Consider the following 24,947-nt stretch of genomic DNA (forward strand, 5'->3'; position numbering starts at 1 on the left):
CAGCAGTGCCGGCAACCGCGTCCACTTTCCCCTCCTGTTCCTCAGGAGGACCACATGGCAACAACAGCAATCAAGAAGCCCGCCGGCAAGTCCTGGCGCGTCGTGGACATCGTGGTGGCGGCCCTTATCGCCGTTGCCGGCGGCGTCATTTTCTGGGCCTGGTCCCAGGGGGCGGCCGCAGTCTCCGGACCCATGAACGCCGTCTACCCGCCCCTGACCGGCCTGATTGCCGGCGGCTGGATGATCCCGGCCGTCCTGGGCATGCTCATCATCCGCAAGCCAGGCGCCGCGCTCTTCTGCGAGACGGTGGCCGCCACGGGTGAACTGCTCATGGGCTCCCAGTACGGTGCGTCGGTACTGTTCTCCGGATTCGTCCAAGGCCTGGGTGCCGAGATCATCTTCGCCATCTTCGTGTACCGGAAGTTCAACCTGCCCGTGGCACTGCTTGCCGGCGCCGCGGCCGGCCTTTTCTGCGGCCTGAACGACTCCTTCGCGCCGTGGGGCTGGAACATCGCCTACGCCGCCGGCGACAAGCTGGCGTACATCATCTTCACTGCCATCTCCGGCGCCATCATCGCCGGCGCACTGTCCTGGATCGCCACCCGCGGCCTGGCCAGGACAGGGGTCCTGAGCTCCTTTGCATCACGCAAGGCGGCAACGGAGCCCGTCTTCTCCTGATGGGCGCCCCTTCGCGGCACGAGGCATCAGTTGCGGTGCGTCCGGCTGCCGTCACAGCCCGCGGCTGGGGATGGCGCCATGCGGGGCGCGCCAAGCCGGCTGTCCGTGGCCTCGACCTGGAGATCCGCCCGGGGGAGCGGGTGCTCCTTTTGGGGCCCTCCGGTGCGGGCAAGTCCACGCTCCTGCATGCCCTGGCCGGGGTGCTGGGGGACATGGACGACGACGGCGGCGACGCCGGCGAGTCCGACGAGACGGGCTCGCTGCTGGTTGACGGCGCCGTGCCCCGCGAGCAGCGCGGCCGGGCCGGGCTGATGCAGCAGGATCCGGAGACGCAGGTGGTCCTCTCCCGCGTCGGCGACGACGTCGCCTTTGGCGCCGAGAACCTCGCCGTGCCCCGCGACGCCATCTGGGCCCGCGTGCACGAGGCGCTGGACGACGTCGGCCTTTCCCGCCTGCCGCGTGACCACCCGACGTCGGCCCTGTCCGGCGGGCAAAAACAGCGCCTCGCGCTTGCGGGAATCCTCGCAATGCGGCCCGGCCTGATCCTGCTCGACGAGCCAACGGCGAACCTGGACCCTGCCGGTGTGCTGGAAGTCCGGGACGCCGTGGGCCGCTGCGTGGACAAGACCGGCGCCACGCTGGTTGTGGTGGAGCACCGGGTGTCCGTGTGGAAGGACCTGGTGGACCGGATCGTGGTGCTGCAGCCGGGCAGCGCCACTGAAGATGCCGTGCTGCTTGACGGTCCTCCGGACCAGGTGCTCGCGGACGCACGGACCATGCTGGCGGCGGCCGGTGTGTGGGTGCCCGGGTATGTTCCTGGCACGCGTGCACGGTCGGGCAATCCGGCAGCCGGCTCCGGCGGCCTTCTGCTGGCGGCCGAGAACCTTGCGGTTTCCCGGGAACGTCCGCGCCGCAGCGGCTTCCGGAAGGTACCCCCGGTACCCGTCCAACACGATATTTCCGCCCAGGTCCGGGCAGGGCAGGCGCTGGCCATCACGGGCCCCAACGGGGCGGGCAAGTCAACGTTTGCGCTGACCCTCGCGGGACTCCTGGAACCGGTGGCAGGAAAGGTGTCGGCCACCCTGGACCTCAGCCGTGGCGCCGGGATAGACCCTTATAAGTGGAAGGCCGAGCAGCTCATCGAGCGGATTGGCACCGTGTTCCAGGAGCCGGAGCACCAGTTCGTCACCGGGAAGGTGCTGGACGAACTCCTGTTCGGTCCGCGGCACCTGGGCCACGGCGAGGAGCGCGTGGACGAACTGCTGGAGCGGTTGCGGCTGACCCACCTCGTGGACGCGAACCCCTATACGCTGTCCGGCGGCGAGAAGCGGCGGCTTTCCGTGGCCACGGTCCTGGCGGCCCATCCCCGGGTGCTCGTCCTGGACGAGCCGACGTTCGGCCAGGACGCCAACACCTGGGCGGAGCTGGCCTCGTTCCTGTCCGAGCTGCTGGACTCCGGCACCGCGGTGGTGTCCGTGACCCACGACGCCGAGTTCACCGCCGCGCTGGGTGGCACTGAGCTGCGGATGGCTGCCGCGGAACCGGTGGCGCCATGAGGCAGGAATTGAACCTTCGGGGCAACCAGGCCCTGCTGGCCCGCGCCAACCCCCTGAGCAAGTTCGCCGCCGTCTTCCTCATCACGGCAGTGCTGGCGCTTTCGATCGACTGGGTTTCCGCATCAGTGGCGCTGGCCTTCGAATTCCTCCTGTTCCCGCTCGCAGGCCTCACGCTGACGCTGCTGTGGCAGCGCGGCTGGCCGCTGATCCTCGCCGCGGCGGTGGGGGGCTGGAGTACCTCAATCCTGGCTCCGGACAGCGGAAGGACGCTGATCGACGTCGGCATCTGGACCATGAGCGAAGGCTCGCTGGAACTTGGGATCGGCTTCATGCTGCGCGGGCTGGCCATCGCCCTTCCGGCGGTGCTGCTGATGAGCTGCACCGACCCCACGGACCTGGCCGACGCCCTGGCGCAGAAGGCCCGCCTGCCGCACCGGTTCGTGCTGGGGACCCTTGCGGCCATGAGGCTGGTGGGCCTGATGGCGGAAGAGTGGCAGACAATCGGCATGGCGCGCCGGGCCCGGGGCGTCGGTTCGCGTGGCAATGCCGTCCAGCGGTTGAAGGCGACGCTGGGGCAGAGCTTCGGGCTCCTGGTGCAGGCAATCCGCCGGGCGTCACGGCTGGCAGTGACCATGGAAGCGCGCGGTTTCGGCGGCGGACGCCGGACGTGGGCACGCGAATCCACCTTCAGCGCGCTGGATGCCTGGGTGCTTGCCGGGGGCGTCGTGATGGCGGGAACAGCGGTGGTTGCGGCAGTGTCCCTGGGGACCTGGAACATGGTGTGGCTGGGAAGCTGACGCCTGGGCCGGCCTAGGGGCAGGAATAGTTGTAGTCGAAGCCCCTGGACACGAACTGGGCCAGCACCACCTTGCCACCGCCGGTCAGCGGCTCCTGTGAGCAGGCGCTCGCCGCGCCAGAGGCGTTGAGGGACCCCGCCAGCCAGCTGGGAAGCGAATAGAGGTTGCTCGAGCTGCTGACTGTTCCCACAATCCGGTCCCACTGCTGGCCGGTCGAGTAGATCCCCACCTCGGCTCCGATGCTGTGGAAGAAGTCGGTCATGCCTTCGAGGACGGTCCGGTTGGCATCCTTGTCGGTGCGGGACCAGCTGTTCTCCGTTTCGACGTCCAGCCACCAGAAGTACGAGGAGGGGTTGCTGATCCCGCGGAAGTACGCGTCGTCGTAGGCCTTGGCGTAGCCGTACATATAGGCGCAGGCCTTGCCGTAGTCCCCGGCCCTGCAGGGGCCGTAGGGGTTATGGACTTCCTGGCCGGCCGGATACTCGTCGTTGTCCGGCCACCAGGAGCCGGCGGCGCCGGGATTGGCCGTGTTGACGTACAGCGCGACGGTGGGCTGGCCGGGGTGGCCGGCAGAATCTTCCGCCCACCTGAGCTGCTCGGACAGACAGGGGTTCGTGGTGTTGGCCAGGCCATTGTTGACGCCCACGATGGCAAACGCCTGTTCCGAGGGAAAATTTCCGTTGCATTGCGGCCAGGAGATGTCGTTACCCAGAAATGACTGCTGCCCCTCCCCGGGTGAGGGAACGGCGTAGGCGGGGACGCCGGTGACCAGGAGCAGCGCGGCAAGAAGCAGGCCAAACATTCCCGGCACGGCCAAGCTGTTTCCGGCGGGCTGTGCCCTGCAGGACTGCGCCCTGCCCCGCTGGGTGGTCCTTGGCGGAATTTCGCTGGCTGGTGTGCGGCGCATACTGCCTCCGTTGCCGCTGGACGAAGAGGTCCTGATCCAGTGTCCCGCCGTTGGCACGGGAAGGTCAAGGTGCCGCAACTGTGCGACTCTATCGCATGGAACGGGTAACGAATCGTTATTACCGCTCACTGAGGCTCCAAAGGCAGGCCTGATAGCTCATTCATGATATAAACTTGACTATGACGCAGGAAACCACCGAACACGTTGCCGCCATGTTGAGGGACGCCCGCAGTGAGAAGGGCTGGACCCAGGGCCAGCTGGCTTCCGAACTGGGGACGAGCCAAAGCGCCGTTGCCCGGATGGAGCAGGGCAAGCAAAACCTGAGCCTCAAAATGATCCAACGCCTCGAAGCAATCTTTGGCAGGAGCATCGTGAACGTGGGCAAGCCGCAGATGACGCACCTGCGGGTTGAAGGCGGACAGACCCTTTCCGGTTCCGTGGACGTCAACAGCAGCAAGAACGCCGGAGTGGCCCTGCTCTGCGCCAGCCTGATCAACCGGGGCACCACTGTCCTTCGCCGCCTGGCGCGCATCGAAGAGGTAAACCGGATTGTTGAGGTCCTGACCAGCATCGGCGTGGAGTGCACGTGGCTTAACGACACCGACCTGCAGCTCCGGCGTCCGGCCGTGCTGGACCTGGACGCCATGGATGTTGACGCCGCGCGCCGCACGCGGAGCGTCATCATGCTCCTGGGCCCCCTGCTGGACGAATCAGCAAAATACCGGCTCCCCTATGCGGGCGGCTGCGACCTCGGCACCCGGACGGTTGAACCTCACATGCAGGCGCTCCGCCAGTTCGGACTCTCGGTGGAGGCCACCGCGGGCTTCTACAGTGTCCAGGCCCCGCCCGCGGACACCCGGGACCGCTCGTTCGTGCTGACCGAACGCGGCGACACCGTCACCGAAAACGCCATCATGGCAGCCGCCCACCGGGAGGGTACAACCGTGATCCGGAACGCCAGCCCCAACTACATGGTGCAGGATCTCTGCTTCTACCTGCAGATGCTGGGCGTGGAGATCGAGGGCGTCGGCACCACCACCCTGAAGATCACGGGGCGCCCGTCCATCGACGCCGACATCGAGTACTTCCCGTCGGAGGACCCCATCGAGGCGATGAGCCTGATCACCGCGGGCATTGTCACCAATTCCGAGGTGACCATCCGGCGCGTGCCCATTGAGTTCATGGAAATTGAGCTGGCAACGCTGGGGCAGATGGGCCAGCAGCTGGAGATCTCGGGCGAGTACATGGCACGGAATGGCCGGACGCGCCTGGTGGATGTCACCACCAAGCCTTCGGAGCTGCATGCTCCGGAGGACAAGATCCATCCCATGCCGTTCCCGGGGCTCAACATAGACAACCTGCCCTTCTTCGCCGTCATTGCCGCGAATGCTCGGGGCCAGACCATGATCCATGACTGGGTCTACGAAAACCGGGCGATCTACCTGACGGAACTCAACCGGCTGGGCGCCCAGGTGCAGCTGCTGGATCCGCACCGGATCTATGTCAACGGGCCCACGAAATGGCGTGCCGCGGAGGTGGGCTGCCCGCCTGCACTGCGCCCTGCCGCCTGCCTGCTGCTGGCGATGCTTGCCGCACGTGGAGTGTCAGAGCTGCGGAACATCTACGTCATTGAGCGCGGCTACGAGGACCTGGCGGAGCGGTTGAACGCCATTGGCGCGAAGGTGGAGTACTTCCAGGACTGATCATTCACGGTTCGTCATGAATGGCGGAGCCCCTCCAAAATCTTCCTGCCTGCCGCAGAATGACAGTATGCGTACATTCGGCGTCGAGGAAGAGCTCCTGATTGTTGACCCCACAACGGGGGAGCCGCTTGCGCTGGCCGATGCCCTGTTGTCCGGGCACAGGATGGCGGCCGATGATGCACCCGATGCCCGCTCGCTGGAAACCGAAGACAAGACCGTTTACGACGACGATGAGATGGGCTTGAGTGCCGAGCTTAAGCTTGAGCAGATCGAGACCCAGACGCGGCCCTGCCTCGAGTACGGCGTCCTGCTGGACCAGATCCGTGCTGGCCGGACGCTTGCTGACCGGGCTGCCCAAAAGAACGGTGCCAGGGTGGCGGCGCTGGCCACCTCGCCCTTGGCCTCCACCAGCCATACGACGCCGGACCCCCGGTATGCCCGGATGCTGGAGCGCTTCGGCCTCACAGCGCAGGAGCAGCTCACGTGCGGCTTCCATGTGCACACCTATATTGAATCGCCGGAGGAAGGCGTGGCGGTCCTGGACCGGATCCGGGACAAGCTTGCCGTGCTCACCGCGTTGAGTGCGAACTCGCCGTTCTGGAACGGTGTGCCGACCGGTTTCGAGAGTTACCGGACCCAGGCCTGGAACCGCTGGCCCACCTCAGGACCCGCGGGGATCTACGGGACCTACCCTGCGTACAGGCGGGTGGTCACGCGGTTGCTGGACAGCGGAGTGATGCTGGACGAGGGGATGCTCTACTTCGACGCCAGGCTTTCGCGCAACCACCCCACTGTGGAAGTGCGGGTGGCCGATGTCTGCCTCCGTGCCGAGGATGCCGCGCTCATCGCACTCCTGGTGCGTGCACTGGTGGAGTCGGCCAGCCGGGAGTGGCGGGACGGGGTGGACCCCGCGCCGGTGCCCACTGTGCTGTTGCGCATGGCTGCATGGCAGGCGAGCAGCAGCGGGCTTAGCGGGGAGCTGTTGGACTTCGGCACCTTCCGGCCGGCCCGGGCCGCGGATGTGGTGCGTTCGCTGGTGGATTACCTGGCGCCGGTCCTGGACGAACAAGGGGAGCTCGCCATCGTTCGGCAGGGGGTGGAGGACATCATCGCCCGCGGCACCGGAGCGGCTGAACAGCGCCGGGTCCGGGACAGGGCCATGGAAGGTTCACCGCCCGAGGACCTAGGCCTGGGCGCCGTGGTCAACCACGCAGTGAATATCACCATGCGTGGTGCCATGGACCTTTCAGAAGTGGAAGCAGCCCCGGACCTGCTGCGCGTACGGCAGTCATAGGCACTCCTGGGCCGACGAGGGGCTGCCTCTTGAGCAGACAGGGGCTGCCTCCTGGGCCGACGAGGGGCTGCGCGTACGGCACGGCATATGCCATGGGAGGCTGGCCCGCTTTATGCCCGGGGCGCTGGGCAGACCGCGGTATCCGGCAATCCTGCTCTGTCCTACAGGGGCGATGTTTGCTCTCTCCTAAAGGACAGCAAGGGAGGCTTCCAGCAGGAGGTGCCACTCAGGGAACGGGTCCTTGGGGAGTTCATCCTCGGTGGGTCCCGGGTCTTCTGGAACGTCCACGTCTGGGGGATCGACATTATCGGGCAGGTCCAGGTCCTGGGGCATCCCAAAGTGCTCAACAAAGCCCTGGACGGGCATGCCTCCGAGCGCCAAACTCGGTTGTCCTTCCGGTTTCGTTGCCGCACTCCACGATTCAGTAACCCAGTCCGGCCAGTGGGGTGGTTCCCAGTCCTGGTGTTCGCTTGTGTAGTGGCGTCCGGTGGGTGAGGTCCAGCCGGGTGGTTGATTTTTGGTGGCTGGTGTTGGTTTCCAGCCGCTGGTGTGCCGGAGTTTGTGGTGTTTCGGGCAGGGCTGTCCCAGGTTGCTGATCCCGGTGGTCCCGCCGTGGTGCCAGGCGAGGAGGTGGTCTGCCTCGTTATCCAGAGACGGGTTGCTGCAGCCGGGGAACGGACACTGGCCGTCGCGAAGCCGGAGCCAGTTCCGCATGGCTTTGGTGACCCGGTAGCTGCTCCTGCCGATCTCCAACGGCGCCCCCTTCCTCGGATCGACCAGGACCCGGTAGAACGAATCAGCACCGTTGGCGACCAGGTCCCGTGCCATCGAGGCCGGGATGGGTCCGTACCCGTCCAGCATGGCTGGCTCGTCGGTCAGGTCCATGAGGGTGACGACCGGCACGGTGACGAGGACCTGCGCCCGGATCGGCATGCCCGGCCCAGGACCAGTACCCGTACCGGCGTAGTTGCTGGCGACGGCGCCGTCGCCGTCACTAGAGCCGTTGCCGCTACCGGCGCCAGGGCCGGCGCCGCTGGTGAGGATGGCTTGGGCGAAGGTATCGGCGCGGAGTTGGGTGAGGGTGCGGGCCTCGTGGGGGCCTTGCATTCCCCGGGAGAGGGCGGTGAGCCGGTTCCAGCCTGCCATGGCCTGGTCGGCGGGTAGGCAGGCCGAGAGCCATGCCATGCCGTCCTGGTCAGGCCGGTATTCGACCCGCCGGTCCGCCGCGGCCTTGGTATGGCGTTTCTCCAGCGATTCGGGATGGTGGCGTTCCCGCCACGTCCGGGCCTTGGCCTTGAACCGGTACGCCGGCATCTCACCGATCGTCGCCGCCCCGGCCGGCCGTGGCGTGTCCGGATCCAGGAAGTGGGCCTCCAGGGCGGCGGCCCCGGCCCGGTCAAGCCCCACGGTCTGGTCCACCATTTCCCGGGCATGGGCCCAGGAAATCGTCCCGGACCCCAACGCGGCGAGGGTCCGGGGCAGGGCGGTGGCCAGGGCGTGGGACTCGGCCAACAAGGCACCGGCGGCACGGTCACCAATCACCAGCGCACACCCGACCTCGGCCACCAGGCTCCGGTCCTGGGCCGTGGCCTCCTGCGGCGATGACGGCGGACCGTTCACCACACTCGTGGCGACAGCGAGCACCTGAACCGCCCGCGCCTTCACCGCCGCCAGCTTCGCCTCCGACCGCGCCACCCCCGCAAGGACATCCAACGCATTATCAGCAACCCGCTGCAACGGATCATCACCAACCCCGCCAGCGTCAGCACCAGGCTCAACGCCACCAAGACCAGAAACAGCCGTCCCAGAACCGGTCGTACCGGAAACAGCAGCGCCGCTGAGCACCGCCCTAAAAGCAGCCACCGAAGCGTCAACTGCCGCCTCCGCCTCCACCACCGCCGTCGTGCTTTCCATACAGACATCCTCCAGCGGGGGTCTGACAAAAAGGGCAGTGTGGCAGGGGCTGTGGATGACTAGTGGCCGGCTGGATATCCACAACCTTGGCGGCACTACCGCAGGCGTGCCATACTCGGCGCGTGACGTCGTCGTACTCCTTCACAGCCGAACTGTGGCTGTACCCGGGCGAGGCCGGCTGGCATTTCCTTACCCTGCCACCGGACGTGGCGGACGATATCCGCGCACGAAACGCAGGGCACAGCAAAGCGTTCGGCTCAATCCAGGTGACAGCGGAAATTTCCGGCCACACCTGGCAGACCTCGCTCTTCCCGGACGCTCACCAGGGGACGTACCTCCTGCCAGTCAAGAAGGCCATCAGGGCCAGGGCCCGGATCAGTGAAGGCGACGCCGTGAAAGTCAGCCTCTCCGTTATCGGCACCTGATGAATAGGGGCCGGATATCCCCAAAAGACGTACCGGAAACAGGCGCTGTAGGGCCGCGCCGGCGGCGATGCCCAGCAGGTCTGCTCAGGCAGGGGATGGTGGACAGCAGCCGCCAGCCGGGAGCAGCGACCGTTCCAGGCATGCCCACCACCGTCCGGAGTGCTAGATCTGCTTGAGCGCCTGCTCCAGGTCGCCGATCAGGTCGTCCACGTCCTCCAGGCCGACGGAAAGCCGCACCACACCGTCGCTCAGGCCGATTGCCGCCCTGCCCTCCGGACCCATGGCGCGGTGCGTGGTGGTTGCGGGGTGGGTGATGAGGGACTTGGCGTCGCCCAGGTTGTTGGAGATGTCGATGATCCGCAGGCCGTCCAGCAGCGCGAACGCCGCTTCCTTCCCCGAGCGGCCCCCGGAGGGCGCAAGCTCCAGGGTGAGGACTGTGCCGCCCGCGCTCATCTGCTTCGCGGCCAGCTCGTACTGTGGGTGGGATTTCAGGAGAGGGTACTTCACCCAGCTGACGGCGGGCTGCTCCTCCAGCCATTCCGCGAGACGCAGGGCGGTGGCCGAGGAATGGTTGACGCGGAGCGCCATGGTCTCAAGGCCCTTGGTGAGGACCCAGGCATTGAACGCGGACAACGCCGGTCCGGTGTGGCGCATCAGCTGCTTCACCGGTCCGTCGATGAACTCCTTGGTGCCCAGAATGGCGCCGCCGAGCACCCTGCCCTGGCCGTCGATGTGCTTGGTGCCCGAGTAGACAATGACGTCCGCGCCGAACTGCCCGCAGCGCTGCAGCAGGGGAGTGGCGAAGACATTGTCGACGACGACGGTTGCCCCGGCTGCGTGCGCCAGTTCGCTGACCGCGGCAATGTCGACGATCTCCTGCATCGGGTTGGATGGTGATTCAAAGAAGACGGCAGTGGTGGGCTTGGACAGGGCCTCGCGCCACTGCTCCAGGTCCGGCCCGTCCACGAAGACGGTTTCCACGCCCCACCGCGGCAGGATCTCGTTGAGGATCACAAAGCAGGATCCGAACAGCGAGCGGGCGGCAACCACGCGGTCGCCGGCGGCCAGCAGGGCACCCAGCGCGGTGAACACCGCGGACATCCCGGACGCCGTCGCAAAGCACGCCTCGGTTCCTTCCAGCAGGCGGAGACGTTCCTGGAACGTGGCCACGGAGGGGTTGCCGTAGCGGGAGTACACAAAGCGCTCGTCCTCGCCCGTGAACGCGCGCTCGGCGGCAGCGGCGGATTCGTAGACAAAGCCCGAGTTCAGGAAGATGGCTTCGCTGGTTTCCTGGAAGTTGGTGCGGTCCAGCCCGCCGCGCACGGCCTGGGTGTCGGGGCTCCAGCCGGCGGCGTCCTCGTTGAAGGTCACTTAGATCTTTCCCAGGTTGGTTGGCAGGCCGCGGTTCTTCCAGCCGTTGACGGTGCGTTCGCCGAAGCGGTCCGGGTCGCCTTCAAAGCCCTCCAGCACGTTGTAGGAGGTGAAGCCGGCCTGGGTGGCCGCTATGGCTGCCGCGATGGACCGCTGGCCGGAGCGGCACAGGAACACCAGTTCGGTTGAACGGTCCTCGGGCGCCTGCTGGCTGAGGTCGTTGATGAAGTCCGGGTTGGGGATGCCGCCGGGGAAAGTCCACTGGATGAACAGCGGATCGTTCTCGGTTGCCTTGGTGTCGGGAATACCAATGTGGGCCCACTCGCCCTCGGTGCGTACATCCACCAGGATGGCGCCCTGTTCCAGCTTGTCCCAGGCCTCCTGCGGCGTCAGGTCCCCTGCGTAGCTCATGCGTGGCCCTCGCCGTCGAACTCAAGGTCGTCACCCGTGGTTTCGAGGTTGTCCACGGCGTCCGCCACTGCGGCGTCCGCGGAAGCGATCGCCGCCGGAAGAACCACTGCCTGGGCCACGATGACGCTGCTGCCGTTGAAGGTTGCCGCCGGGCTGCCGTGCAGCACATAGCCCTCTGCCAGGGCGGCCGATATGCGCTCACAGAAAGCGCGGTCGTCCGGGCCGCTGATGAGGCGGTAGGACAGTTTTTCTTCAGGGGCAGGTGCGTCAGACACGACGGATCTCCTTCTCTCACGCTTGCAGCTCGAATGGTCGATATGCCGAGTATTCACCTGAGGCACCCCGCCGTGGAAGGAGGGTTGCCGACCGGCCAGTCAGGGCTTGGCGCCGGTACTCATTACTCCCCAAAAACGTAACACTTGCCGCCCGGCGCCGCACCGCCGCCGTCGTCATGTTGCGTAACTGAAGGATGCAGTGCGGAGGCGCCGCGCCGAAGATGCGTCCGCCACCTCCCTGGAACGGACGACGGCGACACCACCTGGGGTGCCCGGGCGCCAGGTGCCTGCCGCCCGGGTCAGGCCGATAAAGTTTCTGCAGGGGCCGCCGCCCCGCTACTGGAGAAATCAGTCCCTGGGGGTCTTCATCATCACGCCATCCGCCGCCGCGCCCACACGTCCCGCCCGGAGCCGCCGGCTGCAGCCCCTCCACAGGGTGGCCGCGCTCCTCGCCGCCGTGATGATGGCCGTCCTGGCGGTGGTGGTGCCCGCCGGCTCAGCGCAGGCCGCCCGAAACTTCACGGAGGAAGGCAAGCCGCTGCTGGGCGCAGTCCTCGAATGGGGAGAGGACACCGCCGGCGGCTTCTCCGAAAGGCTCGGGGCATCCCCCGCAATCTTCGGACACGACATCGCCTTCCCGTTCCGTGCCTCGGAGGAGAACGATATCCGGGAGTTCCTGGAGCAGTCCGCCGGGCAGGGTGCCCATGCGATGCTCACGGTGAGGCCTGCCGTCCCGCTGGACCAGGTCACCGCTGGCGCTGCCACAGCCTTTGCCGGGGAAGTGCGCCGGATGCAGGGGGATTTCAAGGGCCAGTTGCTTATCCGCTTTGCGCCGGACATGAATACCAGCTGGGTGGAGTGGGGGCAACAGCCTGGCGACTACCGGGAGGCATTCCAGGCGGTGGCGGCGGCGTTTCGGGATGGTGGTGCCCGTGGCAGCTTTGTCATGGTGTGGGAGCCGTACCTGGGCAAGGACTACCCCTTTGACCGGAACCGGAATGCGCCCGGGCCCGGCAGCGAAGGCTTCAACCTGTTGGATACCAATGGCGACGGCACCTGGAATGGCTCCGACAAAGCCTATGAGCCCTACTATCCGGGGGACGACGCCGTGGACTGGGTGGGCCTGACTGCCTACCACGATGACACCGCAGGGGGCGCCGCCGTCAACACCGTGCCCCGAGCCGGTGAGCTGCAGGAGATGCTGACGGCCTCCGGCGGGGAGAGCTTCTACGGGACATATGCCGCGGGGCGGGACAAGCCCTTTATGCTGCAGACGTCCGCCTTCTACAGCCCGTCCTCCGGAGGCGCCGCGGAAGCGGAGATCAAGAACGGCTGGTGGGACCAGGTCCTGGGCGTTGCCGGATCAGCCGACTTCGCACTGACCGGGGCAGTGGTCTGGGACGAACGCACCAGCACACGGGACACCGGTGTGGCCAGCATCGACTGGCGGCTCACCGGAAACGCCGGCATCGCGGACGCTGCCCACAGCCGGCTTGAGGACGCGCCCATCGTGACGGGGCCTGTTACCGATGTCAGTTCGGGTCCCGGGTTCGTGAGGTCCAACACGCTTTCGGGGGCTGCAGCCTGGACCGTTGGGGCCGCGCTCATCATCCTCCTGGTGGCGCTGTGGCAACTCCCCGCCAGGCTGGGTGCGGTCACGGCGTGGGGCTACAGCGACCCTTCCAGCAGGGACTCACGCGTGGACCTGCTCCGTGGCCTGGCCATCGTGTTCGTGGTGGTGAACCACCTGGGCATGGTATCGCTGTTCCAGCTCCTGACCCAGGAGGCGGTGGGCTTCGTTTCGGGTGCCGAGCTGTTCGTTCTGTTCTCCGGCCTGGTGGTGGGCATGGTGTACGGGCCCAGGGCGAAGAACGATTTTGGAACGGTGGTGGACCTCACCTCGCGCCGGGCAGGCAAGCTCTACGTAACGGCGCTCGTGGTGCTGGTGGGCGTCTTCCTGATGTCGCTGCTGCCGGCCTTCCGGACCGACGCGCTCACAACCTTCGTGGATCAAGGCACCGGCGGAGCGGGACACGAAGGGGCAGGACGCACCTACGACCTTTACGCGGGCATGGAAACGCTGTTCCAGTTTCCCGTTCCGGCGCGGGTGCTTCCCGCCATCCTGCTGCTCCAGTTCGGGCCCTGGCAGTTCAACGTGATGGGCCTCTACGTGGTGCTGCTGCTGGCCAGCCCGCTGATCCTGGCCGCCCTCAACCGCGGCAAGGCTGTCTGGGTGCTGGCGGCATCGCTGGCCGTATACGCGGTGGGTACGGTGACGCGTTTCCGGCTCCTGCCGTCACAGTTCGAGGATTCCTTCCCCTTGCTGGTGTGGCAGGTGCTGTTCGTCATCGGCCTGACGGCCGGGTTCCACCGGCGGAGCATCGTGGCCTGGCTTTCATCGCATACCGGGGTGGTGGTGGCCTGCACTGCCCTGGCCTTCGCGTTCGCCTTCGTATCCTGGGGCAACCCGTACCTCGCCAACGGGTATGACGTCCGCCTTGCCATCATTCCGGACACCGCATACCGGGCCATGTACGACCTCTTCTTCGGGCGCACCTACCTTGCCCCGGGCCGGCTGCTCAACGTCCTGGTCCTGGTGGTGGCGGCCTATGCCTTCCTCACCGCGTACTGGAAACCGGTACAGCGCGCCCTGGGCTGGTTCCTGGTCCCGTTGGGCCGCGCCACCCTCTATGTGTTCATCATGCATGTGGTTCTCATCGCCGTCATCGCCAACATCCCGGCCCTCCAGCAAGAGAACATCCTCATCAACACCCTGGCCTACGCCGTGGTGCTGGGGCTCCTCTGGGTGATGGTGCGCACGCGGTTCCTCTTCAAGATCATCCCTACCTGAGGATTCCCCGGCCACCGCAGCCCGTGCGCTCCTGCCGGGGGCTGACGCGCGGTGCTCAGGAGTGCGGCAGGATCAGCTGGTGGAGCAGGTGGTCCTGCCACTGCCCTGCGATCTTCAGGTATTCCGGCGCAACCCCGATCTCCCGGAACCCCGCCCGCTGCAGGATCCGCCGCGATGCTGTGTTGTGGAGCAGGGTTGCCGCCTGGATACGGTGCAGCCCAAGCGACGTCCGGGCGTAGTTGGCTGCGTGGCGAACCGCGGCTGTGCCGATCCCCTGCCCGGTGAGTTCGTGATCCACCCAATAGCCCAAGTTGGCGCTGAGGAAGGGGCCGTGCACGATTCCCGTCAGCGTGACCGCCCCAACCACGCGCCCGGCTCGGTGGCCGGCGCACACTGTGCCTCCGCCGTCGTCCTCCTCTTCGACCAGGACCCAAGGGACTTCGGTGCCCAACGCGTGCTGGGCGAGCTTGGCGCGGATGATGTCCGCCTGGTGCCCGCTGGTGAAGAACCTGTCAGTGCGTTTCGGCTCCCAAGGAGCCAGGTGCTCCCGATTGCGCTGATAGGCCCCGGCAAGGGCGGCCGCATCCGAGTCCTCGAGCAACCGGATGAGGAGCCGTTCGCGCAGGTAGGCACTGCTGCCAGTCATGTACCAGGCACCTTTCAGGGGGGCGCTCCATGGGCGGGAGCAGGGTTTACGTGACCGAAACGCAAACGCCACAACACCGATACTGTCACAGCATTTGACGAAACATTTCATCCCTACGCTCACCATGTAACACTCCGGTGAAAGGGAACGACATGACAGATGCTACTCGCAGGAACTTCCTCCGCTATGTGGGAATGGTGGGGGGAGCCGGGGTGATGTACCAGACGATGGCAGCCATGGGCCTTGCCCCTGATACAGCAGCTCCTGCGTTTGCCGCTCCCCGTGCCGACGACCTGCAGGGCAAGGGCAAGAGCGTGGTAATCCTGGGCGGGGGAATCGCAGGCCTGACCACGGCGTACGAACTGGGCAAAGCCGGCTACAAGGTCACGATCCTCGAGGCACGGATGCGTCCGGGCGGGCGGAACTGGACCGTGCGCGGCGGGACCGAAGAGACGGACATGCGCGGGATCACCCAGCGGGCCACGTTCTCGAAGGACCAGTACATGAACGCGGGGCCGGGCCGCATCCCGCAGCACCACATCACCTTGGACTACTGCAAGGAACTCGGGGTGGCCATCGAGCCCTTCACCAACCAGAATGCGGACGGCTACCTTTTCCGTGAAGGCAGCAGCAAGCTCTCCAACACCCCCATCCGGCACCGCGCTGCCAAGGCTGACGTTTACGGGTACGTCTCCGAGCTGCTGGCCAAAGCCACCGACCAGGGTGCCCTGGACAGCTACATGAGCGCAGCGGACAAGGAGAACCTGATCTCCTTCCTGAAGAGCTTCGGTGCCATTGGCAATAAAGTGCCAGGAGATGCCGCGGCGAGCTTCAAGTACACCGGCACCGGCCGCAAGGGATACTCCGTGGCTCCGGGGGCCGGCCTGGAAGCGGGCACGCCCCTGGCGCCGGATGCCCTGTCCGACGTTTTCGCCAGCGGTGTGGGCAACTACTTTTCCTTCGAATTCGGCTGGGACCAGGCCATGATGATGTTCCAGCCCGTGGGCGGCATGGACCGCATCCCGTACGCGTTCGAGTCAGCCATCGGCAAGGACAAATTCGTGTACGGAGCCCAGGTCCTCTCCATGAACAACACTGCAGCCGGCGTTTCGGTGGAGTACACCAACCCGGGCGGCCAGGCAAAGCTGATCGAAGCAGACTTTGCCGTCTGCACCCTCCCGCCGCACATCGCAGCCAAGGTCCCGGGCAACCTCCCCGCGGACATCATCGACGCCCTGAAATTCGCCAGCCCCAGCGACGCCGGCAAGATCGGCATCGAGTACTCACGCCGCTGGTGGGAGGAGGACCACCGGATCTACGGCGGCATCACCAACACCAACATCGACCTCGGCAACATGTGGTACCCGTCCACCGGGTTCCACGGGCAGCGCGGCACCATGGTGGGCTACTACAACACAGGTGCCAGCGCGCGCGTCTACAAGGAACTCAGCCCGGAGAAGCGCCTGGGCCGCGCCCTCGACCAAGGGGCACGGATCCATGGTGACGTGTACCGGAAGGACGTTGCGGCGTCGTTCTCGGTGGACTGGGGCAGCACCGCCTTTTCCGAAGGTGCCTGGGTGGGCTGGCCCTCACAGACCGATGCCAAATACGCCCGGCTGCTGGAGCCGTCCGGCAACATCTACTTCGCCGGCGACCACCTCAGCCACGCCATCGCCTGGCAGCACGGTGCCATGACCTCCGCCCGTGCAGCCGTCACCGCCCTGCACACCCGGGCAGCGGCAATGGTGGCCGGATGAGCGCCGCAACCCCCGCCAGTACCCGCACCTCGACAGAAAAGAAGCCCATGCTCCGCCGCAGACTCGCCCTGATCGGTGCCGGCATCGCCGGCATAAGCCTCACCGCAACCGCCGCTTTCGCGGCTCCTGCAGTGTTCCAGGACCTCACCGCACCAAAACCCGGAACCACAGTGTCCAACCTCCCAGCCGGCCAGGACAACCCGATGATCGCCAGCGGCGTGGCCATCGGTGCGAACACCGCCATCTACAAGAGCAGCGGGCTGGGGCCGTCTGCCTTGAACACAGCCGCCCCCGCCGGCAGTGAGCAGCGCTACGTGGACACGGGCGTGTTCCCGGGAGGTGTCCTTCCGCCCGGCGTCACCATTACCGAAGCGCAGGGCATCAACGCCCTCCGCCGGATCGGCGAGAACCTTGCACAGGCAGGATTGGATTACGACGACGTCATCACCATGCGCGTTTTCCTCCAGAACCCTGCCGGTGCGGAAAAGGCCGACTTTGACGGCTGGAACCGGGCGTACCGGCAGTACTTTGCGAACACCAGCCTCGCCGACGGTTCCGCCGTGAAGGTTCCGCTGGGCTCCGCGGCGCCAGCAGAGCCTCTTGTGGTGAACCCTGCAAGGCCCTCACGCTTTGCCCTGGAAATCGAGAACCTGCCCGTCAACGGATGGCTCGTGGAAGTGGAGGTGGACGCGGCCTACCCGGCATCCGGCGGCAGGTAGAGGCCCGCAGAGTCCCCGGATACAGGAGCGGCGTGGACCCCGTGCCCGAAAGCACGTGGTCCACGCCGTGACCTGTCTACTGCGGCTTGTTATACGAGCCCGGGGTAGCTCGCCAGGATGTAATCGGCGGCAGCGGGGCCCTTCATGCGCAGCCCGTTGTGGCCGGTAGCAATCCTGCGGTGGCTCATGGCGGCCCAGAACTCGGATTCCGGTCCGGGCTTCTGCTGGTTGATGAAGCACCAGCTGGTGTACAGGCCGTACAGGCGGTCGCGGTCCAGCGTGGATTCCGAGGCCTGGTCGAGGTAGGTGGCTTCTTTGAGAAAGAGGTCGAACTGCGAATGTGCCAAGACGGCTTCCCTTCGCTAAGTGCGGTGGTACTGCCGTTCGGCTACAGCAGCTAACCTCAATGCCGTGCACGGGGCAATGGAGTGTGGATGAAGGTGTCACTGCCGCATCTACAATGTAGACTTTACCCGTAGACAACCAATCTAGCAAGCGTCTGGATTATCCATCCCAAGCCGTCCGCCGCTGCCCGCAACTGCCCATCCGGCGCCGCAAATTTCCTGCCGCCGGAGAGCCTTGGACACCACTATTCGAAGGAAGCGCGGCGCTTGTCCTGCACCCGGGTGGCCCAGACATCCGGGCGGTTCACCTTGAAGCGGCGGCCCGTCAGCGCCCGGGCTGAGAGCCGGATGTAGTTCGCTTTTTCGCCCGGCTGCCACGGCTCAAGGCCCAGGCTGTCCACGGCGTCCTTGTCCGCCTGGTCCTCGATGACCTGGGTGTCCCCGCGCAGCACCACGCTCCACGCCTCTTCGGTGTGGGGATCATAGCCGTCGATTTCCAGGGCTGCAGGGCGTTCGGACAGGGCGCTCCACAATTTGGTGACGCCGGCTGTCCGGAAGGCGATGCTTCGGCGGTGCACCACATAATTGATCGGGAAGATCTCGGGGTGGCCGTCAACCACCACGGCAAGGCGGCCGACTGTGTCATTGGCCAGGAGTTCCCAGCATTCGTCAAAGGTCAGGGTGCCTTCCGGCTGCGTCTGCGAGTCCATGAACCACACCTTACGGCCACTGTCCCTGCGGAACCTAGAGTTCAACGGCCCGAATCACGGGCCGGCCTACTGGATGCCCGCGAACACCTCGTTCAGTTCCGCCGTGAGCTCCTTCTGCACGGACGGCGTCCCGACCGGCTTGCCGTCGATGTGGTTGACCGGCGCCAGCAGGCGGACACTGGAGATCAGCCACACAGCGTCGGCGTCCAGCAGGTCCTGGGGCTCCAGCGGGCCGTATCCAAGTTCCCAGCCGGCTGCCTTGGCTGCGGTGAACAGCGCCCCCTGCGACGTTCCGGGGAGGATCCCGCTGTCCAGCTGGGGCGTGATCAGGCGCTTCACTGACGTGCCGTCGTCGGCCTTTTCCACGTGGGCCAGCAGCACGGTGGACGTGGGGCCCTCCAGGACCCTGCCGTCCGAGGAGATGAAAATGACGTCGTCCGCGCCCTGCTTGTGGGCGTGGCGCAGGGCGGCCATGTTGACGGCATAGGAGAGTGTCTTGGCGCCCAGCAGCAGCCAGGGTGCACGCTCGGCGGCGTCGCTGTCGTAGCCGCGGTCCAGGAGGATCACGTCGATCCCGGTTTCGCGCTGCCGGCGGGCGCCTGCGCCCACAGGCGAGACCTGGACCCAGCAGTTGGGGGCGGTTGCGCCCTCCGCGCCGCGGGTCACCACGAGTTTTACCACCAGTTCGTACCCGGCCGGGGCAGGGTTCTGGACCCGGTGCTCGGACAGCGCGGTGGCAATGGCGCGGCGCCACTCGTCCTGCCCCGGAATGGCAAGGTCAAGCGCGTCTGCGGAGCCGGCCAGGCGGTCCAGGTGGGCCTGGATTTTCCGGACGTTGCCGCCCACCGCCAGCATGGTCTCGAAGACGCCGTCGCCCCGGGTGGCCCCCTGGTCTGTCACCATCAGCTGCGGCTGCGAGGCGTCAGCCAGCCGGCCGCCGGGGAAGGCGGGATCCAGGAAAACGAGAACCACGGGCACAGGAGAGGTCATGGCTCCAGCTTAGTGCGGCACCCCACCGATAAGCTGGGCGGAGTGCCCCGGCCGGAAACCGTCCGCCGGAGCTCATTTTTCCGGGGGTTATCTCACGTGTTGTGGCCATTTTCGCTTGCCGGCACCGCTCCAGGGTGGGTGGTTGTGGTGCTGGGTATCGCCGACCTGGTGATCAGGGTGCTGGCTGTGGGCATCATTCCAGGCAACAGACGGCCCACCACGGCCATGGCCTGGCTGCTGGGCATCTTCTTCGTCCCGTTCGTGGGCATCATCCTGTTCCTCCTGTTCGGCAACTTCAAACTGTCCAGCCGCCGGCGGGAGCAGCAGCAGCAGGTCAACGAAAGGGTGCGGGCCGGGATCTCGTCCCTTGCCGACGTCGAAAGCGACTACCCGGGCCCCGAGTGGGTCAAGTCCGCCGGGGAACTGAACCGCAGGCTGGGGTCCCTCCCCATGGTGGACGGCAACTCGGTGGACCTCATCCCTGGCTATCCGGATTCCATCCTGGAAATGACCAACGCCGTCCGCAAGGCGAAGAAGTTCGTCAACGCCGAGTTCTACATCATGAGCACGGACCATATAACCGACGAGCTCCTGACGGCCATGGAGGAAGCGGCGGAACGGGGCGTGGAAGTCCGCGTGCTGTTCGACCACATCGGCACGCTCCGGGTGCAGGGCTACAGGAAACTGCTGAAGCGGCTGCGCGCCGGCAAGATCCAGTGGAAGCGGATGCTGCCGCTGCTGCCCATCCATGGCCAGTGGCGCCGGCCGGACCTCCGCAACCACCGGAAGATCATGGTGATCGACGGCGAAATTGCCTTCACGGGGTCGCAAAACCTGATTGAGCCTTCCTATAACAACCCCCGGCACCGCAAGGCAGGCCGGGAATGGGTGGAGCTGATGGCCTGCCTGCGCGGGCCCATCGTCACCACGCTGAACGTTGTTTTTGCCACCGACTGGCTCAGCGAAACGGACGAATCGCTGGAGCACCAGCTGCAGCTCCCGGCCAACCCGGAGCCGGGGAACGTCACCGCCCAGGTGGTTCCCAGCGGCCCGGGGTTCATCACCGAGAACAACCTGCGCCTGTTCAACACCCTGATCTACTCGGCCCAGCACCGGATTTCCATCTGCAGCCCCTACTTTGTGCCGGACGACTCCCTGCTCTATGCCATCACCACAGCTGCCCAGCGCGGCGTGGAGGTGGAGCTGTTCGTGTCCGAGAAGGGCGACCAGTTCCTGGTGCACCACGCCCAGCGGTCCTACTACGAAGCCCTGCTGGAGGCCGGCGTCCGGATCTACCTCTACAAGGCCCCGTTTGTGCTCCATGCCAAGCATTTCACCATCGACGACGAGGTGGCGGTCCTCGGCTCCAGCAACATGGACATGCGCTCCTTCTCCCTGAACATGGAAGTGTCCGTGATGCTGCTGGGCGAGGACATCGTCACCAAGATGCGGGCCGTGGAGGACACGTACCGGGACATCTCCCACGAGCTCAAGCTGACGGACTGGATCAACCGGCCCCTGGCGGCCCGCTACGTGGACAACGTGGCCAGGCTGACCGCCACCGTCCAGTAACAACTCCTGTGGTCAGGCATCCGGGAAGTCCGCTCCCAGGGTGGAGAGGATGCCGAACGCCTTGGTGCGGATTTCCTCGTATTCGTCTTCCGGATCTGAATCCGCGGTAATGGCACCGCCGACGCCGAGCGTCAGTTCCGCCGTTCCGTCGCCCCGGGCGTTGATCACCAGCGTCCGGATCGCGACGGCGAGGTCCGTGGCTCCATTCAACGAAAAGTAGCCGATCGCTCCCGAGTAGACCCCGCGGGCGCCGCCTTCCAGGCCGTCCAGGATGGCCATGGTGCTGATCTTGGGTGCGCCGGTCATGGATCCGGCGGGGAAGCAGGCGGCCACGGCCTCGGCCCGGGAGGAACCGGGCTTCAGCTGCGCGTCAATGGTGCTCACCATCTGGTGGACGGTGGCGTAGCTTTCAATGGCGCAGAGCCTGCTGACGGTCACCGAGCCGGGGATGGCGAAGTGGCTGAGGTCATTGCGGAGCAGGTCCACGATCATGATGTTTTCAGCGCGGTCCTTCAACGCTGTGGCAAGGTCCGTGCGCAGCCGGGCGTCCTCCGCGGGGTCGGCAGCCCGGCGGCGGGTTCCCTTGATGGGCTCGGCGCGCATCCCGCCGTCGGCCGCGATCTTCAGGAAACGCTCGGGCGAGGTGCTGGCCACCGTGAGGCTGCCCAGGCGCAGGTAACTGGCAAAGGGTGCGGGATTCCTGCGGCGCAGCGCCAGGTACGTGGGCCATGGATCCAGGGCATCTGCCGGAATGTCCGCCGACAGGGCAGTGGTCAGGCAGACCTCGTAGGAGTTCCCCTCGCCGATCTGGTGCTGCGCCGCGGAGATTTTGGCCAGGTACTCCGCGCGGGTGTCCCGGCTGCGGAACGCCGCCGCCGCCGGGAGCACGACGCCGGTGCTGCCGCCGGCTTGCGCTGCCGCCCCGGCGGTTTCCACGGCGGCCCGCCCGGCGGTTTCCACGGCGGCCCGCGCCTGGACCAGCCAGTCATCGGCGTCGGGGGCGTCAAGTGCCAGGAGCCAGGCGGCTCCTTCCGCATGGTCCAGGACCACGGCCCTGCCGGCGAAGATGAGCGCGGCATCGGGGGTGGGGGCGGGAAGGTCGGTGCCGCCGGTCTCGCGCTTGAGTTCGTAGCCCAGGCAGCCGAGCCAGCCGAGCGCGAAGCCGCCGGGGTACGCCTCGGGAATCTCAACGGCGGAGAGCCCCCACACGGTGTCCAGCCAACGGAAGAAGGGGCCCTGCACGGTGGCGGTGGCGCACCCCGCGCTCAGCAGGCTGTGGCCTGAACGGTGCGTTACCGACTGGCCGAACGTGCCGCCGTCGTCAGCCATGATGCTGAACCGGCTGCGCTCCGCAGCCTCCCCGGCCTCCGTGTCCGGGGCACCCGCGTTTGAGGAGTCCAGCCAGACGGCGTTGGCCGAACGGCCATACAGGGAACCGAAGAGTCCCGCGGCGTCCGGACGGACGTTCAGCCGTTCCGCGCGGAGGCGCAGTCCCCGGCGCGCTGACAGCTCTGGCGCCAGGGCAGGCGCCAGCGAGGGAAGGTAGGGGAGGACCTGCAGCACGTCAGCCGGTGCCGAGCCGTCGGCGGGGTTCAGCACGCGGACATCGGCGTCAAGGGGGACCTTGTCCGCCGCGAGCCATTCCTCTTCCTGCGCCGCCCACTGGTCCCAGAACGGCTCATAGGTTTCGCCGTCCCGGTCCAGCGCACGGGTCCGGCGCACGTCGTCCGGAGCCTCGGCCCAGATCACCGCGCTCAGCAGGGGGCGGGCTGCGGCTGCCGCCGCCCCCACGCCCTCCACAATGACGATCTCTGCCGGAAGCGTCACCCGGGATTCGCCGTCGTCATGGTTCTCCCAGTCCCAGCAGACCCAGGAGGCGGCCTCCCCGCGGCTCAGGGGCGCGAGCACCGTGGAAACATACCTCTCGATGCCTGCCGCGAGTCCATTCCAGCCGGGGTATATGTCCTCGAGATGAAACAGGGACACCTTGTGGTGGGCGCGCAGCCTGGCGGCCAGTTCGACGGCGAGCGTCGTCTTCCCAGCGCCGGAACGTCCGTCAATGGCGATGATGACGGGGGCTGGGCTCATGGAGTAGAGCGTACCTTTATCCCTGCCGGGCTTTCATCCGCGGGTTCTTCTTATTGATCACGAACGTACGGCCGCGGCGCCGGACGATCTGGGCTCCCGGGATCTTCTTCAATGCGCGAAGTGAGTTGCGGACTTTCATGATGTGCTCCTGGTGGGTGGGTTGGATTGTTGGTACTGGTTGGGGAAAAGAAGCTCAGCCGGCCTGTTCAAGGCCGAAGGGGTCGTGCAGGTTCTTGCCTGATGCCAGTTCCTCGTCCGTGAGCTGGCAGGAAGTGAGGAGGTGCCCGAATTCCGCAGCGTCGAGGTCCTCGCCGGTGGCCGTGATAACCGTGGCGGCAGGTGCCGGCATTCCGTTGCCGGCCGGAACTCGCGTGGCGGGAACGTCGTCCCACGCCCCGGTATTCTCGAGCCAGATACGGGGGCCGACGCCCTGGATGGCAATGCGGCACTCCGGCGCCGAGGCAATCCAGAGGTGGCCGCGCACCACGCAGCAGCCTTCTGCCAGGGTTGCCAGGGCCTGCCGGAAACGTCCGGGGTGCAGTGGCCGTTCGACGCGCTGGACAACCGTCGTGAACGGCGAAGCATTCCGGGTTCCTGCGCCCCCGGTCCGTTCTGCGTCCGTCCCAGGCACCGTTCCGGAGGGCACTGTTCCGGGGGCAGTCCGGGCCAGTGAGCCCAGGTAGTGGTGACGTCCCGGGCGGACCTCCTTCGCGCTGGCCGCCAGATCCGCGTGGGGCGCAAGCTGCCGGACCAGGTGCAGGCCCCGCTCCCGGCCCTCCGGGTCCGGTGGCACGATCTCCGGTTCGGTCACCAGGACGGTGTCCGCAAAGGCCAGTTCGCCGATGAGGCATTCGCCGGGCGTCCGCTCATCCTCCACCATCGGCGTGAAGCCGGATTCGTACAGGGTATGGGCGTCCCAGATGTGGTCCTCCAGGGCATCCGGAGCCAGCGCGAGGATCACAGAAGAGACGGTGGCACGGTCCGCGAGTTTTTCGTTGAGCGCAGTGATGGCGGCGTGCGCAGGGGTAGCCGGTGCCAGCCCGATGATGATGGGACCAGGGGTTCCCTTGCCCGGGCTGTCCTGGATGAGGCGTTCAATGCCGGGCACCAGGTCCAGACGGACGGCGCAGCTCAGGCATCCGTGCTCCAGGAAGGACTCCCCGCGTTCAATCTCGCCGGCCCCGGTAAAAGTCCGCCGGACCACCGTCCCGTTTTCCAGCAGGTCGTGAAGGACCACGATGCTTCCGGGGCGGGCAGCCGCCAGGTCCTCGCAGGCCTGCTGGCGGCAAAGGGCATCCAGGGAAGTGACAACGATGAGCTCCATGCGCCCAGACTAGTTGAGAATGATTCTCAATTACAAACCAAGGTCGTGTGCCGGACTTTGGGTCAGCGGTCCTGCCGCTGCAGTTCCGCCCTGCCCAGGACTGTGGCTTTGATGTGGTCCACGATTCCGGGGATTGCTGCATGGATCTGGTGCCAGACGGCGTCGAAGTCCGCGTGTCCGCCGTACCAGGGGTCCTCGATGCCCTGGTCCAGGAGGTCCAGGCCGGACATGGCGGGATCGAAGCTGCGGAGCATGCGGATCTTTTCCAGTGACTCCTGGTCCGGAGCGGCTTGGCTGAGCCAGGCGTAGTGGTCGATATCCAGCGCAAGGATCAGGTCCCTGGACCGGAACCAGTCCAGCTCCCATTCGCGGGCGATGTGTTGCTCTGATCCAAGCTGGGTGGCCGCGAGCCTGCGGGCGGCCCGGGGGTCAATGGGGCGTCCGGCCTCATAGCCCGTGGTTCCTGCCGAGTCCACCGTTACTAAACCGTCCAGCCCCTCGCGTTCAAGGGCCGCGGCGAGCATGAGCTCAGCCATGGGGGACCGGCAGATGTTGCCGGTGCAGACGGCGATGACGCGGTATGGGCTCGACGCTGAGTTCATGAAACTAAGCATG

General features: G+C 66.5%; 23 protein-coding genes and 1 riboswitch. Of the genes, 10 read left to right on the forward strand and 13 right to left on the reverse strand.

All coding sequences use genetic code 11. From position 1 onward, the window contains the following. Positions 1–54: 54 nt before the first annotated feature. From HTS88_RS05160 to HTS88_RS05170, 3 genes are read left to right on the forward strand one after another with little or no spacing between them, the layout of a single operon-like run. Positions 55–678, forward strand: coding sequence for an ECF transporter S component (locus HTS88_RS05160; protein WP_174176159.1), 624 nt, complete (start codon positions 55–57; stop codon positions 676–678). Then, positions 678–2,234 (forward strand): ABC transporter ATP-binding protein, encoded by a 1,557-nt coding sequence (locus HTS88_RS05165; RefSeq protein WP_174176161.1) that lies wholly within the window; start codon positions 678–680, stop codon positions 2,232–2,234. Before HTS88_RS05160 ends, HTS88_RS05165 begins: the two co-directional genes overlap by 1 nt. After that, on the forward strand, positions 2,231–3,031 hold the full coding sequence (locus tag HTS88_RS05170) for an energy-coupling factor transporter transmembrane component T family protein (protein WP_174176163.1): 801 nt from the start codon (positions 2,231–2,233) through the stop codon (positions 3,029–3,031). Before HTS88_RS05165 ends, HTS88_RS05170 begins: the two co-directional genes overlap by 4 nt. 13 nt (positions 3,032–3,044) lie before the next feature. Here HTS88_RS05170 and HTS88_RS05175 read toward each other — a convergent pair whose 3' ends face one another. Further along, positions 3,045–3,833: a glycoside hydrolase family 25 domain-containing protein gene (locus HTS88_RS05175; RefSeq protein WP_174176345.1), complete on the reverse strand. Its 789-nt coding sequence runs from the start codon at positions 3,831–3,833 to the stop codon at positions 3,045–3,047. Between the two features lie 284 nt (positions 3,834–4,117). Between HTS88_RS05175 and HTS88_RS05180 the strand changes: the two genes are divergently transcribed. Both HTS88_RS05180 and HTS88_RS05185 read left to right on the forward strand, forming a co-directional pair. Further along, positions 4,118–5,641 carry a UDP-N-acetylglucosamine 1-carboxyvinyltransferase gene (locus HTS88_RS05180; protein ID WP_174176165.1) on the forward strand — a complete coding sequence of 508 codons (1,524 nt, stop codon included), beginning with the start codon at positions 4,118–4,120 and terminating at the stop codon, positions 5,639–5,641. Between the two features lie 67 nt (positions 5,642–5,708). After that, positions 5,709–6,935: a glutamate--cysteine ligase 2 gene (locus tag HTS88_RS05185; protein ID WP_174176167.1), complete on the forward strand. Its 1,227-nt coding sequence runs from the start codon at positions 5,709–5,711 to the stop codon at positions 6,933–6,935. 186 nt (positions 6,936–7,121) lie between these two features. Here the strand turns inward: HTS88_RS05185 and HTS88_RS05190 are convergent, their stop codons facing one another. Then, positions 7,122–8,849, reverse strand: coding sequence for an HNH endonuclease signature motif containing protein (locus HTS88_RS05190; RefSeq protein ID WP_174176169.1), 1,728 nt, complete (start codon positions 8,847–8,849; stop codon positions 7,122–7,124). 122 nt (positions 8,850–8,971) lie between these two features. Between HTS88_RS05190 and HTS88_RS05195 the strand changes: the two genes are divergently transcribed. Continuing rightward, positions 8,972–9,274 carry a DUF1905 domain-containing protein gene (locus tag HTS88_RS05195; RefSeq protein ID WP_174176171.1) on the forward strand — a complete coding sequence of 101 codons (303 nt, stop codon included), beginning with the start codon at positions 8,972–8,974 and terminating at the stop codon, positions 9,272–9,274. A 162-nt stretch (positions 9,275–9,436) separates the two neighbouring features. On the opposite strand, the gene HTS88_RS05200 is transcribed toward HTS88_RS05195, so the two are convergent. The 3 genes from HTS88_RS05200 to HTS88_RS05210 are packed head-to-tail and all read right to left on the reverse strand — an operon-like array spanning position 9,437 to position 11,331. Beyond that, complete coding sequence (locus HTS88_RS05200; protein WP_174176173.1) at positions 9,437–10,645, reverse strand: O-succinylhomoserine sulfhydrylase; 1,209 nt, start codon at positions 10,643–10,645, stop codon at positions 9,437–9,439. After that, complete coding sequence (locus tag HTS88_RS05205; RefSeq protein WP_174176175.1) at positions 10,646–11,056, reverse strand: rhodanese-like domain-containing protein; 411 nt, start codon at positions 11,054–11,056, stop codon at positions 10,646–10,648. Next, positions 11,053–11,331: a DUF1737 domain-containing protein gene (locus tag HTS88_RS05210; protein ID WP_174176177.1), complete on the reverse strand. Its 279-nt coding sequence runs from the start codon at positions 11,329–11,331 to the stop codon at positions 11,053–11,055. The genes HTS88_RS05205 and HTS88_RS05210 overlap by 4 nt, the downstream gene beginning before the upstream one ends. Positions 11,332–11,344: 13 nt before the next feature. Further along, positions 11,345–11,458: riboswitch (SAM riboswitch) on the reverse strand. A gap of 333 nt (positions 11,459–11,791) precedes the next feature. On the opposite strand from HTS88_RS05210, the gene opgC reads away from it, so the two are divergent. Continuing rightward, positions 11,792–14,182, forward strand: coding sequence for an OpgC domain-containing protein (gene opgC / locus HTS88_RS05215; protein ID WP_174176347.1), 2,391 nt, complete (start codon positions 11,792–11,794; stop codon positions 14,180–14,182). 55 nt (positions 14,183–14,237) lie between these two features. On the opposite strand, the gene HTS88_RS05220 is transcribed toward opgC, so the two are convergent. Next, entirely contained in the window at positions 14,238–14,828 is a 591-nt protein-coding gene (locus HTS88_RS05220; protein WP_174176179.1) for a GNAT family N-acetyltransferase, read from the reverse strand. Between the two features lie 152 nt (positions 14,829–14,980). Here HTS88_RS05220 and HTS88_RS05225 point away from each other — a divergent pair, with 152 nt between their 5' ends. After that, positions 14,981–16,585 (forward strand): flavin monoamine oxidase family protein, encoded by a 1,605-nt coding sequence (locus tag HTS88_RS05225; protein WP_174176181.1) that lies wholly within the window; start codon positions 14,981–14,983, stop codon positions 16,583–16,585. Continuing rightward, complete coding sequence (locus HTS88_RS05230; protein WP_246256006.1) at positions 16,582–17,304, forward strand: Rid family hydrolase; 723 nt, start codon at positions 16,582–16,584, stop codon at positions 17,302–17,304. Before HTS88_RS05225 ends, HTS88_RS05230 begins: the two co-directional genes overlap by 4 nt. A gap of 89 nt (positions 17,305–17,393) precedes the next feature. Here the strand turns inward: HTS88_RS05230 and HTS88_RS05235 are convergent, their stop codons facing one another. The 3 genes from HTS88_RS05235 to HTS88_RS05245 all read right to left on the reverse strand — a co-directional run bounded on the left by HTS88_RS05235 (position 17,394) and on the right by HTS88_RS05245 (position 19,348). After that, positions 17,394–17,651, reverse strand: coding sequence for a hypothetical protein (locus HTS88_RS05235; RefSeq protein WP_174176183.1), 258 nt, complete (start codon positions 17,649–17,651; stop codon positions 17,394–17,396). Positions 17,652–17,893: 242 nt separating this feature from the next. After that, positions 17,894–18,358: a pyridoxamine 5'-phosphate oxidase family protein gene (locus tag HTS88_RS05240; RefSeq protein WP_174176185.1), complete on the reverse strand. Its 465-nt coding sequence runs from the start codon at positions 18,356–18,358 to the stop codon at positions 17,894–17,896. 66 nt (positions 18,359–18,424) lie between these two features. Further along, positions 18,425–19,348, reverse strand: a complete 924-nt coding sequence (locus HTS88_RS05245; protein WP_174176187.1) for an aminodeoxychorismate lyase — start codon at positions 19,346–19,348, stop codon at positions 18,425–18,427. Between the two features lie 99 nt (positions 19,349–19,447). On the opposite strand from HTS88_RS05245, the gene cls reads away from it, so the two are divergent. Beyond that, positions 19,448–20,920: a cardiolipin synthase gene (cls, locus tag HTS88_RS05250; protein ID WP_174176351.1), complete on the forward strand. Its 1,473-nt coding sequence runs from the start codon at positions 19,448–19,450 to the stop codon at positions 20,918–20,920. 12 nt (positions 20,921–20,932) lie between these two features. On the opposite strand, the gene pabB is transcribed toward cls, so the two are convergent. From pabB to HTS88_RS05270, 4 genes are all read right to left on the reverse strand, one after another. Next, positions 20,933–23,008 carry an aminodeoxychorismate synthase component I gene (gene pabB, locus HTS88_RS05255; RefSeq protein WP_174176190.1) on the reverse strand — a complete coding sequence of 692 codons (2,076 nt, stop codon included), beginning with the start codon at positions 23,006–23,008 and terminating at the stop codon, positions 20,933–20,935. 16 nt (positions 23,009–23,024) lie between these two features. Then, positions 23,025–23,147 carry a type B 50S ribosomal protein L36 gene (gene ykgO, locus HTS88_RS05260; RefSeq protein ID WP_011693081.1) on the reverse strand — a complete coding sequence of 41 codons (123 nt, stop codon included), beginning with the start codon at positions 23,145–23,147 and terminating at the stop codon, positions 23,025–23,027. Positions 23,148–23,201: 54 nt separating this feature from the next. After that, positions 23,202–24,332: a GTP-binding protein gene (locus HTS88_RS05265; RefSeq protein WP_174176192.1), complete on the reverse strand. Its 1,131-nt coding sequence runs from the start codon at positions 24,330–24,332 to the stop codon at positions 23,202–23,204. Positions 24,333–24,394: 62 nt separating this feature from the next. Further along, a complete protein-coding gene (locus HTS88_RS05270) occupies positions 24,395–24,934 on the reverse strand; it encodes a low molecular weight protein-tyrosine-phosphatase (protein ID WP_174176194.1) in 540 nt (179 codons plus the stop codon). Positions 24,935–24,947: the final 13 nt, after the last annotated feature.

The sequence above is a fragment of the Pseudarthrobacter oxydans genome (assembly GCF_013314975.1).
In the GTDB taxonomy this organism is placed as follows: Bacteria; Actinomycetota; Actinomycetes; order Actinomycetales; family Micrococcaceae; genus Arthrobacter; species Arthrobacter oxydans.

Coding starts and splice junctions, on each gene's coding strand:
- HTS88_RS05160 (WP_174176159.1), top strand. CDS start 55: ATGGCAACAACAGCAATCAAGAAGCCCGCCGGCAAGTCCTGGCGCGTC.
- HTS88_RS05165 (WP_174176161.1), top strand. CDS start 678: ATGGGCGCCCCTTCGCGGCACGAGGCATCAGTTGCGGTGCGTCCGGCT.
- HTS88_RS05170 (WP_174176163.1), top strand. CDS start 2,231: ATGAGGCAGGAATTGAACCTTCGGGGCAACCAGGCCCTGCTGGCCCGC.
- HTS88_RS05175 (WP_174176345.1), bottom strand. CDS start 3,833: ATGTTTGGCCTGCTTCTTGCCGCGCTGCTCCTGGTCACCGGCGTCCCC.
- HTS88_RS05180 (WP_174176165.1), top strand. CDS start 4,118: ATGACGCAGGAAACCACCGAACACGTTGCCGCCATGTTGAGGGACGCC.
- HTS88_RS05185 (WP_174176167.1), top strand. CDS start 5,709: ATGCGTACATTCGGCGTCGAGGAAGAGCTCCTGATTGTTGACCCCACA.
- HTS88_RS05190 (WP_174176169.1), bottom strand. CDS start 8,849: ATGGAAAGCACGACGGCGGTGGTGGAGGCGGAGGCGGCAGTTGACGCT.
- HTS88_RS05205 (WP_174176175.1), bottom strand. CDS start 11,056: ATGAGCTACGCAGGGGACCTGACGCCGCAGGAGGCCTGGGACAAGCTG.
- opgC (WP_174176347.1), top strand. CDS start 11,792: ATGATGGCCGTCCTGGCGGTGGTGGTGCCCGCCGGCTCAGCGCAGGCC.
- HTS88_RS05220 (WP_174176179.1), bottom strand. CDS start 14,828: ATGACTGGCAGCAGTGCCTACCTGCGCGAACGGCTCCTCATCCGGTTG.
- HTS88_RS05225 (WP_174176181.1), top strand. CDS start 14,981: ATGACAGATGCTACTCGCAGGAACTTCCTCCGCTATGTGGGAATGGTG.
- HTS88_RS05230 (WP_246256006.1), top strand. CDS start 16,582: ATGAGCGCCGCAACCCCCGCCAGTACCCGCACCTCGACAGAAAAGAAG.
- HTS88_RS05240 (WP_174176185.1), bottom strand. CDS start 18,358: ATGGACTCGCAGACGCAGCCGGAAGGCACCCTGACCTTTGACGAATGC.
- HTS88_RS05245 (WP_174176187.1), bottom strand. CDS start 19,348: ATGACCTCTCCTGTGCCCGTGGTTCTCGTTTTCCTGGATCCCGCCTTC.
- pabB (WP_174176190.1), bottom strand. CDS start 23,008: ATGAGCCCAGCCCCCGTCATCATCGCCATTGACGGACGTTCCGGCGCT.
- ykgO (WP_011693081.1), bottom strand. CDS start 23,147: ATGAAAGTCCGCAACTCACTTCGCGCATTGAAGAAGATCCCGGGAGCC.
- HTS88_RS05265 (WP_174176192.1), bottom strand. CDS start 24,332: ATGGAGCTCATCGTTGTCACTTCCCTGGATGCCCTTTGCCGCCAGCAG.
- HTS88_RS05270 (WP_174176194.1), bottom strand. CDS start 24,934: ATGAACTCAGCGTCGAGCCCATACCGCGTCATCGCCGTCTGCACCGGC.